Source organism: Membranihabitans marinus, from assembly GCF_021729155.1.
GTDB lineage: Bacteria > Bacteroidota > Bacteroidia > Chitinophagales > Saprospiraceae > Membranihabitans > Membranihabitans marinus.
In genome coordinates this window covers 1-18,789 of sequence record NZ_JAJQYA010000003.1, presented here as the reverse complement: position 1 = coordinate 18,789, position 18,789 = coordinate 1, and the positions used below count along the sequence as shown (strand labels likewise).

At 39.3% G+C, this 18,789-nt stretch carries 12 protein-coding genes; 1 reads left to right on the top strand and 11 read right to left on the bottom strand.

Annotated elements, in window-relative coordinates; translation table 11 throughout:
- Positions 1-587 precede the first annotated feature (587 nt).
- The 9 genes from LVD51_RS02590 to LVD51_RS02550 form a co-directional block, all read right to left on the bottom strand.
- A complete protein-coding gene (locus tag LVD51_RS02590; protein WP_236969624.1) occupies positions 588-2,990 on the bottom strand; it encodes a hypothetical protein in 2,403 nt (800 codons plus the stop codon).
- Positions 2,991-3,112: 122 nt separating this feature from the next.
- Positions 3,113-4,717: a sulfatase family protein gene (locus tag LVD51_RS02585; protein ID WP_236969623.1), complete on the bottom strand. Its 1,605-nt coding sequence runs from the start codon at positions 4,715-4,717 to the stop codon at positions 3,113-3,115.
- 353 nt (positions 4,718-5,070) lie between these two features.
- Positions 5,071-6,231: a CPBP family intramembrane glutamic endopeptidase gene (locus LVD51_RS02580; protein WP_236969622.1), complete on the bottom strand. Its 1,161-nt coding sequence runs from the start codon at positions 6,229-6,231 to the stop codon at positions 5,071-5,073.
- A gap of 503 nt (positions 6,232-6,734) precedes the next feature.
- Positions 6,735-7,001, bottom strand: a complete 267-nt coding sequence (locus LVD51_RS02575) for a hypothetical protein (protein ID WP_236969621.1) — start codon at positions 6,999-7,001, stop codon at positions 6,735-6,737.
- 1,491 nt (positions 7,002-8,492) lie between these two features.
- On the bottom strand, positions 8,493-8,672 hold the full coding sequence (locus tag LVD51_RS02570) for a hypothetical protein (RefSeq protein ID WP_236969620.1): 180 nt from the start codon (positions 8,670-8,672) through the stop codon (positions 8,493-8,495).
- Positions 8,673-9,385: 713 nt separating this feature from the next.
- Positions 9,386-10,363 (bottom strand): metallophosphoesterase family protein, encoded by a 978-nt coding sequence (locus LVD51_RS02565; protein ID WP_236969619.1) that lies wholly within the window; start codon positions 10,361-10,363, stop codon positions 9,386-9,388.
- A 66-nt stretch (positions 10,364-10,429) separates the two neighbouring features.
- Positions 10,430-11,110, bottom strand: a complete 681-nt coding sequence (locus LVD51_RS02560; RefSeq protein WP_236969618.1) for an HAD-IA family hydrolase — start codon at positions 11,108-11,110, stop codon at positions 10,430-10,432.
- 38 nt (positions 11,111-11,148) lie between these two features.
- Complete coding sequence (locus LVD51_RS02555) at positions 11,149-12,237, bottom strand: zinc-binding dehydrogenase (RefSeq protein WP_236969617.1); 1,089 nt, start codon at positions 12,235-12,237, stop codon at positions 11,149-11,151.
- Positions 12,238-12,244: 7 nt separating this feature from the next.
- Positions 12,245-12,865, bottom strand: a complete 621-nt coding sequence (locus LVD51_RS02550) for a helix-turn-helix domain-containing protein (protein WP_236969616.1) — start codon at positions 12,863-12,865, stop codon at positions 12,245-12,247.
- A 133-nt stretch (positions 12,866-12,998) separates the two neighbouring features.
- Between LVD51_RS02550 and LVD51_RS02545 the strand changes: the two genes are divergently transcribed.
- Positions 12,999-14,291: a DUF5690 family protein gene (locus LVD51_RS02545; protein WP_236969615.1), complete on the top strand. Its 1,293-nt coding sequence runs from the start codon at positions 12,999-13,001 to the stop codon at positions 14,289-14,291.
- A 123-nt stretch (positions 14,292-14,414) separates the two neighbouring features.
- Here the strand turns inward: LVD51_RS02545 and LVD51_RS02540 are convergent, their stop codons facing one another.
- A complete protein-coding gene (locus LVD51_RS02540) occupies positions 14,415-17,528 on the bottom strand; it encodes a PVC-type heme-binding CxxCH protein (RefSeq protein ID WP_236969614.1) in 3,114 nt (1,037 codons plus the stop codon).
- A gap of 25 nt (positions 17,529-17,553) precedes the next feature.
- The gene (locus tag LVD51_RS02535) at positions 17,554-18,195 is read right to left on the bottom strand and encodes a 3-keto-disaccharide hydrolase (RefSeq protein WP_236969613.1); all 642 of its coding nucleotides are present in this window, start codon (positions 18,193-18,195) and stop codon (positions 17,554-17,556) included.
- Between the last annotated feature and the right edge of the window lie 594 nt (positions 18,196-18,789).

The following is an 18,789-nucleotide window of genomic DNA, read 5'->3' as shown; positions in this document are numbered from 1 at the left end:
GTTATACGAATTACGTCTATAATTGACGGAAATCTTTCGATTTATTGTAGAGCCGCAATGCATTGCGGCTTATATATTGTGGATTGAGACATAATGCTATACTGGTAGTATCTTAACCAGGATTTGCAGGGCAATCACGCCTCGGCACAGTGGCCTACCCACCCGAAACACGGAGGTTTCGGTTCCCTCACCATTGATCCATTTAGGATCAATGATGCTGCGCATTTTGTTCGGTCATCTTCATCAAAGGTCGATTTACGACCTTTGGTTGCCATTCTAGCAACTTTACTCAGTCACGCCGTAGCTAAGGCTATGCCTGTGTCTTTAGTCTCGTATAACTCCAAATATTTTCAAAATCTTTTCCGTCATCATAAAACGTAAATCGTATTATTCTAAAACAGACTAACCAAGCCTTTCTTCATATCTTCAACACTAGAAGATCGGGCAATTTTGAAATCTATGTTAAATTATCCTGTTGAATCAAACTTGAAATCTCGCTTGGCCTCGCACTTAGAATCTCACTTGGAATCAAACTTGGAATCTCGCTTGAATTCTCTCTTCCATAAATTGGAAATAAATGCATAAAATTAGTTTTTAATTAACCACACTTCTGCTACCGAGCAACCCCGGCCAGGTCCTTTTCCACTTGGATCAATTTCCCAAAACAAATCCAAGACTCCATCACTGGTTTCTGACATGGGAATATCGAATTCCACAGGTCTGGGAGATTCCTCCGGCTCAAGGTAATCGTGTATCACAGTTCCATCATCCGTGCGCAATCTTATCGGTTCCTCCTCAACATAGGTAACCTTTACTCGATACTGCGCCCTCGGGTCCAAATCCTCATAATGCATTTGCAGAGGTAATCCATAAATAGTCTGCATATAGGTTTTCCAAGATACCCGCCAACGACGAATGCGATCCATCTCTAAGCTATACCCCCCTGGCAAACCAACAAAAGACGAACGAAAAGAATTGGGATCTTTTTCATAGTCTAAGTCGTAGACCATATGGGGCTGATTGGTCAAATCCCCTAAGTCATCGTAATACCCCCCAGGTCCAGGATTTTGCCAATTGACTATTTTATCTAATTCATTGATGCGATCCTCTTCTTCATCTAGATTTCGAATTCTCACAAATTCCGATTCCAACCACAATCGATTGTTCAAAGGCGTGTCGATTAAGTCGAGATTACCGCCACGGATAGTAGCTTTGGCATAATATTTATCCGTACTCAACTGCATTCTGATACTCTGAAACAATGCCTCGGCCAATTCGAATACCCGTTGACGCTCATCACTCGATGTACCTTGTTCTACCGACTTGTCCACTACCTCCATAGCCAAATCCATAGCCTTCTTTGAGCCGAAATATTGGGCTTTTCTAAGTATGGACATCGCCTGTTGTTCGAGAGAAGTTTCATAGATCAATCGATGATAATTGTACACATCGTAATACGACCGATATAGTGCAGATTGAAACCGCCAATTAAGTTGGACATTTGGCGCTGCTTTTTTCTCCATTTCTCGAAACATCTGATGATGAGTGACCACCATTTTATTGTCAATCAGACTACCCTGCCAATTTTTTTCTAAATTTAAAAGTCCTTGAGCAAAATCATCCTCGTAGTCCACACCGATAAAATAACGGCTGTAATCCCTTAAAATATCGATAACTCTACTGGATCGATCCCACCCCAGTCCGCTCCATATCATCTTATTGACATCGTCGTTTACACCTTCGGAATAAGAAATAAAGCCAATAGCATTTTCAGGAGCAACAGAGCGATAAATCTTGCCGTGATCCAATGGCCGGGGATTGATGGTCTCTCGATTTTGAGTGACGGTATAAGCATAATCCCAACTGGGCACAAAATATTGACCGTCTATGCTGTGAGTTATATCGGGATATCGTCTAATGGGGTATTTTTGGGGCACTACCTTTCGCAAATCATTGACATCCATTCTCACCCAAGGTCCATGCACCACACCGGAAATCCATGATGGATAGTCTTTCAGTAAGGCTATAAATTCTTCCATCCATTCCGCGCTATACCCCTGTGGAGATATCCAAATCTCGGCATTGGGATGATACTTATGCAATACTTTTATTTTTCTTGCCAAATGCTCAAACAAGACCTTTGGAGTCTGTTTTCCCGGATCGCCTCCAGGTACAAATACGGCATCTAATTTGGGTATTGATTTAAAAATCTCTTCATTTTCAACCAAGGACTTTTCCACCACATTGGGATCTGCATAATCTCCGTGCATCAATGGATACCACATCCATACATCTAGGCCATATTTCTCCAACAATCCACTCATCTCTACCAACATCTCTTTTTGCGGCAATGTAAACATTGGGCTATGGGAATCGTCGTCGGTATTGGGCGGCATCAATTCCACCGCATTGGTCCCGAATACAATCAAGTCCCGAATGTATTGCTCCCACATGGCCACAGTAAATCCATCATAAGAATTCACCTTAGGTCGATAGCCCAATTGATGCCCTCTAAGAGGAGTTTCAGGCCATGTATCGATGGATATAGATGATGGAACCATCACGCTGTTTTTAGCCAAACGACTTTTTCTTAAGAAATAGCCCACTCCAAATAGCAATCCACGTGCATCGTGTCCAGCAATGACAAGGATATTTCGCTGACCGGATTCATAGACTGCTATTTTAAATCCATCTTTATTTAATACTGAAGGGGGATTAAAAACATCTTTAAATTTTCTTTCTCCCTTAATGACTTCAACAGTCGTCAATACGACAAGGGGGCTCGATGAGCTTGAGGTATTTTTATCCCACGTCAGCCCCGTTCTCACCTTTAATTCTGCTTCCAGCATTTCCAAAGATACCTTCCCTAACGGAGATTTTGTTAAAACCTCGACCTCAGCCTTCGTAAAATCGATATCGTCTGCCTTTAAAGGAGAGTACATACCAATAAGTAGAAAAAATAAAATTGACAATTTCAACCACAGTCGCATAATACTATTTTACACAATGAAATAATTTCGAAATATAGCAGCCACAGATACAATTCTCAAAGTATTTAAATGCCCAATACTTGTATTTTACTTACATTCTATCAAGTCTGGTAAATTAGTAATCAATTTTCAGCTGGATTGGGAAAATAACGCATAGGACTATGTCTGGGATAGCTATCAAATATTTCCGTATCAGGTCCTACTTTTCGGGGATCTTTGGTTTTTTCTAGTTCTTGATTTAGTAATTCCAGCATTTCATTTCTGACAAATCTCATATCGGCCTGGGCAATTAAATTATTGAGGCAATGTGGATCTTCCACCACATTATACAATTCGTGTTGTTGTCTTTTGGCCACCGACCAGACAAAATATTTATAATACTCATTCTCATGATGATGCTGGATTATAAACGACTTAGTCGGGCAGGCATCAATATCGGTATATGCCCATTCTGAGTGATGTATACCATCCTTGTCTATTCCGTGCATGGGAAAAGTTTCATTAGAAGACTGCTCTTTTAATCGCTGAGGTGCGCCAGCAGGCCATCGATTAGGCTTGGCATTCCAGATAAATAAAAAATCACCTTTTCGCAATATTCGCTGTGGATAGCCCCAATTCATGTATCGGGAAGAGGAATGTCTTTCCCTACCCATTAGGGCATAATTTCTGAGTTTCAACTCTGCCCCTTCATTTTGCGAGGTCAGCATAGGCGCCAAACTCTGCCCCGACATCGGCAACATTCCATCCCTGGGTGTATGTGTCAAATCCAATATTGTAGGAGCCAAATCCACAAAACTAACGACTTCATGTATTTTTTTACCGGCCGGTATTCCTTTGGGAAATCGGATGGCCATAGGTACGTGCACCCCGTATTCATATCCATTGGCTTTGGCTCTAGGGAAGGCCATTCCATTATCAGATGTGACGATAATCACGGTATTTTCCAATTCACCTATTTCCTCTAGATGTTGGATCATTCTTGCCAAATGGAGATCAAACCACTCTATTTCCACTGCGTAATCCAACAAATCGCCACGTATTTCTTCAACATCTGGTAAAAAATCGGGGACGACGACATCGGACAATTTTTTATTCCTTCTGATCCAAGAATCCTTTTCAAAACTGCGATGTGGTTCTTTACACCCATACCAAAAAAAGAAGGGTTGATTTTCCTCGCGCTCACTTAGAAAGGCTTTAAAATTTTCAAAGTAATTGACATTATTAATACCTTCTGCGTACCGTTCATCATTATTAGAATCGTATTTTATATCGTTGTATGCCTTGCCCGCGGCGTCTTCACTTCGCAATGGAGAGTCACCATATTTAAATGGACCTACGCCCTTACCGGTACGTCCGGCATGATAGCCATTGGTCGCCAATATATCGACGAAGGGAACATATTTTTCCATCCATCCAGCAGCGTGTTGACCTGCTTCTTCATTTTGCCAATGATAACGCCCAGTTACAATGGAGCTCCGCGAAGGAGCACATCCCGGTGATCCGGCATAACAATTGGTAAAATAAACACCTTCGGAAGCGATGCGATCAAAGGCCGGTGTATTAATCCAATCCGATCCTCCGAACCCAGTATGAATAAAGCTTTGATCATCGCTGATGGCAAATAGGATATTGGGTCGCTGGACTTCTGCAATCTCTTGACTTTTTTCACTGCAACTAAAAATCGCAGTTACAACTGCAGAATAAAACAAAAATTCAATAAGTTTCATCAATGTATAATAATGGTTTGTATTAATATATTCCTAAAATATATAAATAATCGTATTTATAATGGTAGATAATAATTTATTTACAAATACTTCACATGGTGATAAGTATTAATAAAAGAAGATCAATTGATTACAATAATTTTGACCGATTCAATATCATAAATTTAAGGTTCTTGAGTGAAGAGAATAACCAATGATTATAACACCACCCTAGACCATCGATATCATGGTTTTTGACACTGATAAAAAGTAGAGCCGAAACAGAATAAGCTCTCAGTTATGAAGATTTAATACAAAAAAGTTTTGTGCAAAAACGCATAAATACCATCCACTTTTCCTCTTTCACATTCCTTTTACTTCATCAATTCCAACCCAAACCATGGCGCCGATGAATTAACCAAGGTGTGAATGAGGGCGGCGTAAAACACGTTTTTCGTTCTGTAATACACATAACCATAAGCCCAACCAGCAACACTGGCAAAACCGACAAAAATGATAGAACCACTGTGAAAGTGAACCAATCCAAACACTATACTGGCGATAGCCATACCGAGATAGGTAGCCTGTAAAGCCGGAAACCTCTGGGCCAAATAATAGGCAAATCCCATAATAATCACAGAAACCAAAGCGGGAAACCATTGCATACTACCTTCCATCCCATACCCTGTCAAAAGTGAGATAGCCACCATGGTCACCGACCCAATCAACCAATACTTTTTATGCTGAAAGTTTTTGTCCAATTGCTTGCACAACATATTTTGAAAATACCCCCTAAAAAACAATTCTTCAAAAATCGCTGTATGAAAGAATATTTTAATACTCTTGGTCGCCATTTTCTCTACCCAAACCCAATCTACATTTTCATAACCGGCATACTGTATAAATTTAACTGCAAATCCAACAGCGAAGATTACTCCAATATACAATAGCCATACCCATGTCGTGGTAGCTAATTTTTTCCATGAAAATTCTGGGAAAAAACCTACATCTTTCAACCCCCTAAGTACGACAAAGGCATGAATAGAAGCCAACATGACCACCATCCTAAATACCGATTCCAAACTCACTCCATCAATGGGCAAATTGGATTTAAAAGGAAGATCCACCAAGGTTATGGGAAATAAAAAAAACCACAGTGTAAACATATCCGACTTGTGAACTTCACTCCCCTTTTGCTCAAAAACCGATACCATCAGTGATGGAAAATAAACTAAGAATGGCACGAGCAACATCGGCCCATCGAATATGGGTTGACCGTGTATAATGCCATATATATAATAAATAACCAATAGCAAAGTGGGAAAAAATAAAATACGCACCCGCCTTACATCACAATAATTCTTCAACCATTGACTGGTGGCCGGTTTGCCATAAGTGAAAAACAGAAAATACAAAGCCACAAAAAACAAAGCATCTAAATAAAACAAACTTCCACCCGTCGATCGATTGACAAATAGCCATATAACGGTCAATAAAATGGTGTAAAAGATACTATGCGTCCATTCTTTTTTCATCTCTAGTGATTTTAAGGCCAATATTTTTGCAATCCTTGAATTATCGATTAATATACATACAATGTTAGATATTTTATTGGAATTCATGGATTAAACACAGAAAGATATATGGTTTTCTCAGAGAGGACCTAATCATTGGATTGTAATAGCTCAACTTTAGCAAATCCATTAAAATGGAATCTTTGTTACACTTTTTAATAAAAATAATGAGTTCTATTATTCAACTTGCCTTTTTACATTTTCCATAGCTAAACCTACTATACAATACGAGTTACAATTATAATTGATTATCCCTCCTTAAATAAGACAATGAGCCACTCTCTGCTTTGGAGGTAGAAGCATTAACATTATTCGAAGTATGAAAGACCGATTTACTTAATTAGAAATTAATTTGCAGAAGAGGAAACAAATCTGTTCTCAATAGATGTAAAGGAAAGCTTCACGATTAGGAACCTTTTTCCATATCTATTTTTTCGAACTGCTTGAATTCGAATACAGTTATTTCAATAATGCCTTAATATTAAAGCTCCATAATACAATATACCTATTGTTCCAATAATGTAACAAAGCCATTTTATCAAATCCTCCAATACATGACCACCTTGGTTTGCCCCCCAAACTATAATAAAACCTATTATAATCAATGCCCCAATGAGCACTGCTAAAAACATTAATTTTCCTCTTATACCTCCCTTTGACTTCTTGTATTTCACGGTGTAAATACTTTCTAAAAGGAAGGCTATTAAAATGACTATGTAATACAATTCCATAATTTATATTATTTATACGAAATACAATCACCGAGAAAAGTGGATATCTTCCAATACCTGCCTTTTAATCCAGTGTCAATTTCTGAGTAGAGAACTATGTACAAGACATGGCTCGACGTGAGAACTCGACGAAAATTTATTCTACATAGATGGAATCCCTATACGCGATGGCTCTTCATCAATGCATTTGAAATCGAATATACATAGCATATAATACCATAATTACCAACAATATAACATATCCATCTCACCATATTCTTTAATACAACTCCATTTTGAATAGCTCCTGTGTCCGTAAAAAAAATTTCATAAATCGCGACCAAGAACAATCCGACAAAAAATACTCTTCTTCTCCAATCCACACTTGACTTTTTGAAATTAAAGATGTACACGTTTTCTAACACGATAGCAATAAATATAATTATCTGATATAGTTCCATACTTTAATTTACCAGTATACAATAACAACTACAAGCCCCCCTGCGACAATATCACCCTGTTTTCATAGAAAACCAGATGCAGCTGAAACCACCTCAAAAAAGTAGCATTATTAAAATACATTCGCCGATAACTCTTTGGGAATTATTCGCATCAATCACCGTAACAAAGTGATTATTTCCGATAAAGGCAATGATTTATAAATGCTATTTAATTGTAATCTTTATCACCACAAAAGGCTAAAATTAATTTCTCCGATTAAGGATACTCTTATCATTATGTGATTCTTCGAGGGGGTCAACTATATGATGATTTTAAATATAAAAAGAAAATGGAAGATAGAAAAATTTTCCTCTTAATATTTTTCAGAAAAAATGCAAAAAAATCCTCGAAATTCACAATATTTCATCAAATCGTCTATTACAATCCCACTTATGTAATACTTATCAATATAAATGCTGTCTCGTCGTAGCACAGTGGCGAACCCACCCGGAGCGCAGTGGCTAAAAACTTATCGAATTATGTTGCGATCACGCCTCACCGTAGAGACATGACTGAACGAAATACAAAGTATCCAATCGACTAAATGTCGATTGGGTGAAGGAACCGAAATCACTGTGTTTCGGGTGGGTTGGCATTGCGTCTCATTCGACCCTGTTGGGAGACGCAAGGCATTGCGTCTCTACTACCAACGTTGCAATCACGCCTCGGCGCAGTGGCTGGTCACCCACCCGAAATATGAAGGCCAACCCACCCACGACACGGTGGTCGTGGTTCCTTCACCTGAGACCGATTTACGGTCTCAGATGCTTCGCATTTCGTTCAGTCACCCACCCGAAATGGGAAGGCCAACCCATCCACGACACGGTGGTCATGGTTCCTTCACCTGAGACCGATTTACGGTCTCAGATGCTTCGCATTTCGTTCAGTCACCCACCCGAAATGGGAAGGCCAACCCATCCACGACACGGTGGTCATGGTTCCTTCATCATTGACCGATTTACAGTCAATGGCTCTCCGAGCCTCATTCAGTCATCCTCACCATTGATCCATTTACGGTCTTTCCCCACCCATCCACGACACAGTGGTCGTGGCTCCTTCATCCGATGGACATTTAGTCCATCGGGTTGCTCTTTGAGCAACTTTATTCAGTCGTGCATTTTGTTCGGTCATCTTCGCCAAATGCCGATTTACGGCATTTGGTTGCTCTAAAGAGCAACTTCGCACAGTCATCCTGTAGGGATGATATGTTAATAGCCGTGGGTTGAAAACCCACGGATAGAATGTGGTTTTAAATTGATTTGGCGGGATTTTTGCCAAATTAGAATTCATTGGCCTAACTATAATCTGACAATACCACCATCCTTTTTATAATATCTGATTGCAAAAATCATGACAAATCCATGATGACCTCATTAATAACAACAATAATATTATGCAAATTCGAAATTCTGACACAGTAAAATTTGTATGTCTAAGCATTTTTTTATCAAGCAAACATTTAATTAAGGTTAAAAGGTGTTGACTATTGATTTATGTTTAATAAAAAGCCCTGAAAGGGCGAAATATACCAGGGCAAGAAAAAGTCCTGTCTAAGGATATGGTATCGAAAGAAGTCCTGAAAGGACGACATAATATTATTAAGTAAAATTCTATAGATTTACAGGGCAATCACGCCTCACAGTAGAGACATGACTGAACGAAATACGAAGTATCCAATCGACTAAATGTCGATTGGGTGAAGAAACCGAAATCACTGTGTTTCGGGTGGGTTGGCCTTGCGTCTCATTCGACCCTGTTGGGAGACGCAAGGCATTGCGTCTCTACGTCCTCAAAATGAATTAAAAGATCACGTCGGAGCCAGAGGTATAAATGCCTGACGATTTACAGGGCAATCACCCGGAGCGCAGTGGCGGTTCCCTAATCATGGCTAACAATGGACAATGCTACACCTTAGGCAAAAACGAAATCTTGCGATACTGACCATTTAAATTGGGACCTGCAAAATATTGATGAATACCACGATAACTGGTATTCCTAGTATGATGCCAATGGCCGGTAAATACTCCGAGAATATTTTTACTGCTCATGACTTCTTTGAGAAATGACACCGTCGACGAACTATTACCCGACTTTGGCCATCGCTGCCTTCGCTCTATCTCCGATGAATCATCAGCCTCCCATCCCCAATCAGGATGTCCACAACAAATCCTCATGTTTGGCATATACAATGGAATGTGGACAAATAAAACAATAGGTAGTCCAGACTTCTTTTGCTGCTTAAAAAAATTCAATTGGTCCTCACTGATCTGATAAGTACTATTGTCAATACACAAAAAATTGACATCATGAAAAACAGTGGAAGAATAAAGCGGATGACTACCTTGATACAAGGGCTTTAAACTTTTTTCAACCCAGGTACGTCGCAATTCTTCAGACGAGCCTTCCATTCCCTCATAATGCCAGTCGTGATTGCCGGCTGTGTATACAAATGGAATTTGGGTTTCTTTAACCATAGCCAAAATACGATTGACCGCTGTAGCTGAAGGATAGTTTATTAAATCTCCAGTCAATGCCAACATATCGACCTTATCGTTCACAGCATTTGTCAAAGTTTCTTCAAAACATCTAAGTGGTGTCGTTTCTTCATTTGTTTGAAAATGGCGAACCCTTTCATAGGCCCTACCCATCCTACTACTGTAAATTTCATAAACTTTATCAGAAGCATCGTCACAAGAAATATGACTATCACTGATTTGGAGTACAGTGAATGGCTTTTCAATACCTTTAAATGATATCTCAGTCTCTAATGGTGTCGCATTAATTGAAAAATCTCTTATTTGAGACTTAGGCTTGGATTGATTCCCCGTCAACACAAATCCAGCGGTCAAACCCGTCTTCTCTATAAAATCTCGTCGTTTCATTATTGATGATTTATATACTTATTAAGAAATTTTTACAACGCACTTCAGAGACAATCCCCCTATATGCTATTTTAATATATCTAATAATTCCAATACATTATCTACCACACAAGTGGGATTTGCCGTCAACAATTGAATCCTAGTTTGAGCACCAGTGGTTACACCAACCGTCATGCCACAGCCCGCATTTTTCCCCTCTTCGATATCAATAATTGAATCCCCTATTTTTACAACATCACTACTATCTTTCAATCCTAAACCATCCATAGCCAAATAAATCATATCGGGGTGAGGCCTGGATTGCGTGGCAAGATCTGCCGTTACTAAGATATCATATTCCCTACCTTTTTCCCAAGAAAGCTTTTTCAACAACAAATTGGCCACCTCAGAATTATACCCAGTATTCAATGCTACCTTTATACCCAACTTCCTCAATTCCCCAATAAAATCAACAACACCTGCACAAGGTTTAACCACTAAATCTCCATAAGCTAGATCTAACATTTTCACAAATTCCGAAAATATCACTTCAGACATATTCAACCATCGCTGGCCCTCGGCCAAATGAATAACAATATCTTTTATGGCTTGATGCTTTTCTTTGCCCGCTCCATGATCTAAGACAAAATCCAAAGTCACCGATTCATCGTATTGATTAATGGCTTTTTGCAAGGTTTTATAAACTACATTATCCTCATCTACCGTCGTACCCGCCATGTCAAATACAACTAATTTCACATTCTTCATAATATTCATTATATTTTATTACAATCTAATGTTATCATCTATGGTTGATCGACATAGACTCCTACTCTATAATCTTCCCCTCGATGAGCTTGCGTAAAGGCAAGTTCTATATCTGACAATTTAAATTCATTTTTCACCAAACTGTCAAAAGGATAGCGTTGGTGATTGTTTTCCATAAAATCAATAGCATAGGCCAAATCTTGAGGCATATAATTGTGTAATCCTCGAATTGTCCACAAATTGCGAACACATTTTTCTGCATTTAAATGAATATCTCTTTGAGTAAATACAGAACCAATCAATACGGCCGTTCCACCAATATTCATTTTCGAAATCCACTTCTCAATAGCATCTGGAGAACCACTGGTATCTATAACAATATCGATTCCCCCAATATCTGTCAATGCAATTTCCAAATCCTCATTGGACAAGTGATGTGACAATACAAGATCCACCCCAAAATCCCTACTTCTATTCAACCTCTCATCATCTATATCTGTCGTCACAACATTGCGAGCCCCTGATTCTACCGCCATTGCTGAAGCGGACAGCCCTATCATTCCAGCCCCAATAACCAATACGTTTCGACCCTTTATTTCTCCAGCCAATCGCAAACTACCAGCCACTGTCGCATGACTACAATTCAATGGTGCTGCCACCTTGTATGAAAAATTGTTGGACAACTTAAAAATGGATGTTCCTTCCTTCAATAGACAATGACTGCCAAAACCACCACTCATGATTTGATCTTCATCCAATACCTCATGACCGTATTTATACAGCTGACTCGACTTTTGGGGAATTCCTTTGACCGCCATCTCATCTTGGGCATCATATGCATACACCGACCAAGTCACCAAATCACCCAATTGCAAAGAATGACCATAATAATCATCAACATCAGCACAGGCCACGACTTCTCCTATGATTTCATGTCCCAATATACAGGGTCCAGCACAAGAACGTCGACCCGATACGGTATGCAAATCGCTGGTGCATATGGTAGCATATACAATTTTCACCCAAACTTCTCCATTTGATACATCCCAGTGGGCAAACCCAGTTTTTTCAAATTTTTTTTCATCTGGATTGTATACCATGGCCCAGGGCAGGTTATTTATACTCATTTTTCAATTAATTCAACGTGATAAAATACAAGACCAAAAGCACTGCTTCCTCACCTCTATTGATAGGTACATGGTCTATCCTACCATCAAAAAACAATGAATCGCCCTCTTCCATATAAAATGTGTTTTGTCCCAATCTATATTCGATTTCACCTTTGATTAAATAGATATATTCAAAGCCTTCAGTAGACAGTTTCTCCCGATGATTGTCTTGCTTTAATGTGAGTAGTGAAATTTCCACCGACGACCTCTCAATAGTATGTGACAATATCAACTCGTATTGAAATCCAATGGCGCCCTCCTCCTTTTCCAGCAACTTGAGATCTTTCCGCTTTTTAAATATATAGCCAGGAAATTTATTGGTGATATATAAATCATTGAAAAATGAATACAATTCAATATCCAACACTTCAAAAATCTGCAAAAGGGAAGGCAGGGTCGGAAAAACGCGTCCATTTTCAATCTTTGACAACATAGCAATACTTATACCAGACATCTGAGCAAGATCAGCCAGTTTTAACTCCTTAGACTTTCTGACATCCTTAATCTTAGATCCTATCCATATGGTGATATATTCCGAATTGGGCATAGTATTAATTCTTATGAGCAAATATATAACGTTTTTCATATCAAGAAAAATATTATAAGCCATTTCAGAGCAACCACAATAAACTTAATGATTACATAACAACAATACAAGACATCACATCTATATTGAAAATTATCTTTGCAGCGAATAATCATATAATAATTTTCTTCTTATGAAAATTTCAAATCCAGCTATTAATCGTATTCGCATTTCGAGAAATGATTTATACCTCGTCGTTTCGGCTTTTATAGCCTATACTGGCATGTATGCTGTTCGAAAATCATTTCTCGCCGGTCAATTTACAGACTTACAACTCCATGACTTTGATTTTAAGACATTATTAGTCATTAGTCAAGTCATCGGCTATATGATATCCAAATTTATTGGCATTAAAATAGTATCCGAATACAAACAAAGTGGAAAGACCTTACTTTTGGCAGGATTGGTAGGATTTGGTCTCCTTATGTTATTGGCCTTTTATATACTTCCATTGGAATGGAAACCCCTGGCCATGTTTTTAAATGGACTACCCTTAGGCATGGTATTTGGACTGGTTTTATCTTCATTAGAAGGCAGAAAAAATACAGAATTATTGGTAGCTGGATTGAGTGCCACCTTCATATTTGCTACTGGATTTATTAAATCAGTGAGTTTATATCTCATGCAAATATGGGGCATCAATGAATTTTCTATGCCTTTTTTCACAGGTCTGGTATTTTTCCCTTTTTTCTTACTGGCCATCTATTTACTAAGTCGCTGCAATCCCCCTAGTGAAGAAGACAAATTAGCCAGAACGGAGCGACAGTCGATGAATAAATATCAACGTCGTGCTTTCATCTATCAACACGGTTGGGCATTTGCAGCATTGGTCATCATCTATGTATTGCTCACTATCGTCCGAGATTTTAGAGATAATTTCATGGTCGATTTCTGGGCGGAATTGGGCTATGGAGACAAACCTGGTTTTATCGCTTTAACAGAAACACCGATTGCAGTCATCGTCTTAATGATATCTGCAGCGGGAATTTTAATAACCAACAACAAAATCGCTTTTAAATGGTCACTATACGCTACGATTTTAGCGGCTGTATTAATATTGGTTTCTACTATTCTATTCCAAAATTCTGCAATCTCTTCAGTCGCTTGGATGATAATCTCTGGCACGGGAATCTACCTTCCCTATATCTTGTTTCACTGTTTGATCTTTGAAAGGTTTCTAGCCATAATAAGATTTACCGGCACCATAGGCTTTTTATTCTACATTGCCGATGCACTTGGGTATTTGGCAAGTGTAGGCATTCTAATTTCGAAACAAATATTTTCTTTTGACCTATCATGGGTACATTTTTTCACCCAATTAAACATATATGTCGGCATAGGAATATTATTAATACCAGTGGTTTTTTTATCTTTTCAATCTAGGAATCAACCGTCCTTACCCCAGCTGGAAAGCCCGCATAATTGAAGTCAAGATAGATTAATACGAATTACATTCTTCCACGTTATATTACCTATATTTTTCATTAATCATTCTCAGTAATTTTACAGAAAGTATCTTATTTCAGATAATTATAAAGATTAAATCGTATTATTTTAAAGATCGAATATAACCTACTAAATCGGCCAACTCTTGATCGCTATACCCAGCAATCAAATTCCTTAGCATAAATGACCTACCCTGTAAAAAGCCCTGCTGCACAATCTCGGACTGCGGGATAAACGTCTCTCCGCCTCCCATAAACCCAAGAGTTACACCATTGTCGTTTTGAGAAATAAGATAGCCCTGTAAATTACTCCCATCCCCTTTCTCCACTCGATACACCGCATATCCCGATTCCACCGCAGCATCGGGATCGATAAGGGCGGTCACGATAGCCTCTACACTTCGGTATGCCGATCCGTCAAGTGCAGGCCCAAAATTCACACCCTTTCCTCCAACACTATGACACATCAAACATGTTTTAAATAAGATTTTTCCATTCTCCAGATTAGCCGAATGACGATTCACTTTCTCAATGGCTATATCTATCTCCTCCTTTACAGGATTTTTTTTCTGATTGGCTTGTAATAGTTTTGCATACAGTTCCACAGATCTGGCATCATCTGGCCTCGAAGACTTCATCCGCTCTGCCACCTCAATGGGAATATCACCCTCAGCCAAGACTTTTTCATCTAACAAATTCAATAAGATCCCAGATCCATTGACCGAAGTAGCCATCTCTTTAACAAAAGAGGCCTTATCTCTTTTACCTGCTTTTTCTAAATAACTCAATGCCAATTTTCCACCGCGATCTATGTCCGCATTGCTCACTACTTGCAAGGCCGCCAAACGATATTGCCTATGAATAGAAGGATCAGATGAAATAGATGCAAAAATATCAATATTGGATTTCGCATTATTTTTCATGGCCTGAATAATGAGATCTAAGTGCCGTTCCGAGGTCTGACCGGAGTTGAATAAAGTCAAAACTCCTTCATTGGCTTTTTCCATCTTCCACAAGCTAATAACCTTTAAAGCCAATTCAACATCATCCTCTGATTCCAAACTAGCTATGACTACAGGCTCCATCATTCGAGCCAGGGAAGTATCCCGAATATTGGATTTATATTCCACCATATAGTTTAAATATTCCCTGCTGTATTTAGGGTTTTGAAATACAGTATCCACAAGGCGATACACCCTGTTTTCATCTAACATATTGCTGATTTCAATAAACAATTCCGGACTAAATCGATCTAGAGATAGGTTTTGCCATAAATGTATAAAATACAATGATCTAAATCTATCCGGCAAGGCGGCTAAAGCCCATAAGACATTTTCCTTGGGATGGTCAAAATAAAATTCTCGATCCAAAAATTGAGTTAACTTAACGGGATAAGACTCCAAGGCCTTCCGAGCCAAATAACGCTCAAATCGCCGTTCGTAGCTTCCCCCCATATCATTGCCCGACAAGGCCACCTTACAAGCTTGAACCAAGATCCCAATGCCTTCGAAATCGAGGTCGTCAAATTCACCCAATGTTCGCAAGACCTGGGCCCTAATCTGTGGATTGTCATCTTCCGCCAATATTTTGAGCAAATCATAGTACTCCACAGGCTCTACCACTAGTTGAGATAGTGAGCGAATAGCTTCTCGTTTTAAATTATCGGGGGCCGATTGCAATATATCTCGCCAGAGCTCTACATCTATTTGGCCAATACTTTCCAAACTCCAAAGAGCGTGAATCCTAGTGACCTCGGTCTGATCGTCATCCTCCAATAAAGCGAGTAAGGCTGAGGTCAAATGTTTGGTTTCCCCGATAGATCGCTCATCGATTTGATTCCAAGCAGCCCGTTTCATCCACAGAGATGGCGCTGTTAAATAATCGATTAAATCGTCTGGAGATAAGGTATAAAAATTGGGAATCCGCCGTGGCTTTTGATCGACATGACGTATTCGCCAAATCCGGCCATGGGATTTGTCTCGATCGGGATGACTGGTTGTCACTTCATTATGCGATACGATTTTGTTGTACCAATCCGCGATATACAGACATCCATCTGGCCCAAATTCAAGATTGACGGGGCGAAACCAATCGTCTGTACTCTTCAATAGATCAGGCAAAACCTCAGCTTCCACCCTTCCATCCGGTTTCCGTATGATCCGTACCGCATTGATGGCATTGGTAATTGGATTGGCCAACAAGGCAACATTTTCATAGGTCGAAGGAAAAGATCCCGATTCGTCATCGGCAAAGGCCAGTCCAGACAACCCAGTCCCTCCCACTCTAAACTCATGTAATCTAGGCATAAAAGGTTGGTAGGATCTCAATTTATCATTTCCAATTCCCGGATAAGCCGTTCCCCCTTCCATAGGCACTACGGAATAGCCCAAATCATTGGCCTCTATACCATACCATTGACCATTGCTGCGCAGTTGCACTCCCCAAATATTATTTAGACCTGCATTTACCAATTCAATGGCTTGACCATCGGGCTTAAACCGCACTATTTTACTATAATCAATTCTTACTTTGGCATCGCTCTCCGTGGCATAAACTTCCCCTTTATTTAGAGCACCCTGACTAAAGTACAACCAACCGCCCGGCCCTTTTATCAAAGTATGGGCCATAGTGTGGGTGTCGGTGAAACCAAATCCCTTAAGTACTGCCTTGCGTTGGTCGGCCATTCCATCTCTATCGCCATCTTTCAAATAAATCATTTCCGAGCCCTGTGCCACAACCACACCATCCTTATAGGGCAATATAGACATAGGGATGGCCAACCCCTTAGCCCATGAATTAACTGTTACAACTTCATCATCGTATAAATGATCCAATATCAATATCTCATCATCCCCCTTCACCTTGCCCTCATACAAATCTTTCACTCGTTTAAATCCAGGGTAAGAATCTTGCTTGGCTTGGTCTTCCAATAATTCTTGCAAAGCCCCCCAGCTCAAATCATTGACTGGATCTAGGGGATACATCCGCGCCGTTTGGGTCCACAACCTACCTGCATCGTCAAAGGTCAAATCGATGGGATTGACAATACCATCGGCTTCACTTGCCACCAACTCAATCACAAAACCGGGCTGCAACTCAAACATCTTTTGTTGTACCGATGGTGGATAAGGATCTAGTCGTTCTGAATGTGTTTTTTTCTGTCCATAAGCACTACACAACAACAGCACTCCCAGTACACAGGTGAGTATAAATTTCATGATAATGATTTATTCGATTTATGGCCTAATCCGGAAATTCGACCACGGTAATATTTCTAAATTCTACTTTCGAATTGCCTCCGCTATGGTTTTGGACAGAAATCACTCCTGTATCTGGTATTTCCTCATTTTCTTCCCAATATTCTACTGTTTTCACTCCATTAATAAACAACTGATGTCGAGGTCCGATCACCTTGATGCGGTAGGTATTCCAACCATTTTTATTTAACACCAGATTCAATACAGCACGATGGCCGCCTGCCAATAGTCCTCGACGATGTTCATCGTATAAATCACCCCAATATCCATCACCTATATCGGCTTGATAGCCTATCATTTTGCCATCGACAACCTGTGATCGATACTGAATCCCACTATTTATGAGACCAGTACTTGGATCTCCCGTTATTTTAAACAAACAGGTCAATTCAAAATTATGATATTCCTTCTGAGTATGGAGATAGGTATTTTTGGGAATATGAGCAATCCCATCTCCGCAAACGATACTACTGTCTTGTACCGACCACATTTCCATAAACTTTGGATTCACAGTCTGCCAGCCCTCCAAGTTATATCCATTAAATAGATGGACTTCGTGCATTTTAATTTGTGTAATACCCTGTGACATTTGAAAAAAAAGAAAAAGGGATAGTAATTTTAACCTCATAGTAAATGACTTTATCATAGGTGAGCGAAGTTTTTATGTAATTAATTATTGACTGATTATCTATTCCTACTCTAGACAACCAATAATACAATATAATAAAATTAAGCCGAATCTTGTCAAGCTCACTTTAGAATGGCAGTTATTAAATTCTACTTTTATAGCATAAAACATATACAATATTCTATTCCATATATATGCAGACAATAGGTTCTTGTATAAGACAAATCTTCATTGAAAGTTTATATAGACCTTGGTTCTTCAAGGAATACGAATTACATTTTATAATGACTGAATATAGTACATTATCGAACACGAACGAATGAAGTGGAAGGCACCAATGATCCAATAGGGATTATCGATGAGAGAACCGAGATCTGTTGATCTCGGATGGAATAGCCAAAAGTATCATTGACCGTAAATCGGTCAATGGTGAGATGACTGAGGGCAGTTGCCAGTTAGGGCAACCCGATGGACTAAATGTGAACGAGCAAAATATGTAGCATCCAATGTCCTGAATATGACCGAATGAAGCTCACGACCGAATGTAGTTCGAAGAACCGTAGACCTTAAATAGGTCTACGATGAGGGAGCCAC

Coding starts and splice junctions, on each gene's coding strand:
- LVD51_RS02590 (WP_236969624.1), bottom strand. CDS start 2,990: ATGCGACTGTGGTTGAAATTGTCAATTTTATTTTTTCTACTTATTGGT.
- LVD51_RS02565 (WP_236969619.1), bottom strand. CDS start 10,363: ATGAAACGACGAGATTTTATAGAGAAGACGGGTTTGACCGCTGGATTT.
- LVD51_RS02555 (WP_236969617.1), bottom strand. CDS start 12,237: ATGAGTATAAATAACCTGCCCTGGGCCATGGTATACAATCCAGATGAA.
- LVD51_RS02560 (WP_236969618.1), bottom strand. CDS start 11,110: ATGAAGAATGTGAAATTAGTTGTATTTGACATGGCGGGTACGACGGTA.
- LVD51_RS02575 (WP_236969621.1), bottom strand. CDS start 7,001: ATGGAATTGTATTACATAGTCATTTTAATAGCCTTCCTTTTAGAAAGT.
- LVD51_RS02580 (WP_236969622.1), bottom strand. CDS start 6,231: ATGAAAAAAGAATGGACGCATAGTATCTTTTACACCATTTTATTGACC.
- LVD51_RS02535 (WP_236969613.1), bottom strand. CDS start 18,195: ATGAGGTTAAAATTACTATCCCTTTTTCTTTTTTTTCAAATGTCACAG.
- LVD51_RS02585 (WP_236969623.1), bottom strand. CDS start 4,717: ATGAAACTTATTGAATTTTTGTTTTATTCTGCAGTTGTAACTGCGATT.
- LVD51_RS02540 (WP_236969614.1), bottom strand. CDS start 17,528: ATGAAATTTATACTCACCTGTGTACTGGGAGTGCTGTTGTTGTGTAGT.
- LVD51_RS02570 (WP_236969620.1), bottom strand. CDS start 8,672: ATGACTGTGCGAAGTTGCTCTTTAGAGCAACCAAATGCCGTAAATCGG.
- LVD51_RS02550 (WP_236969616.1), bottom strand. CDS start 12,865: ATGAAAAACGTTATATATTTGCTCATAAGAATTAATACTATGCCCAAT.
- LVD51_RS02545 (WP_236969615.1), top strand. CDS start 12,999: ATGAAAATTTCAAATCCAGCTATTAATCGTATTCGCATTTCGAGAAAT.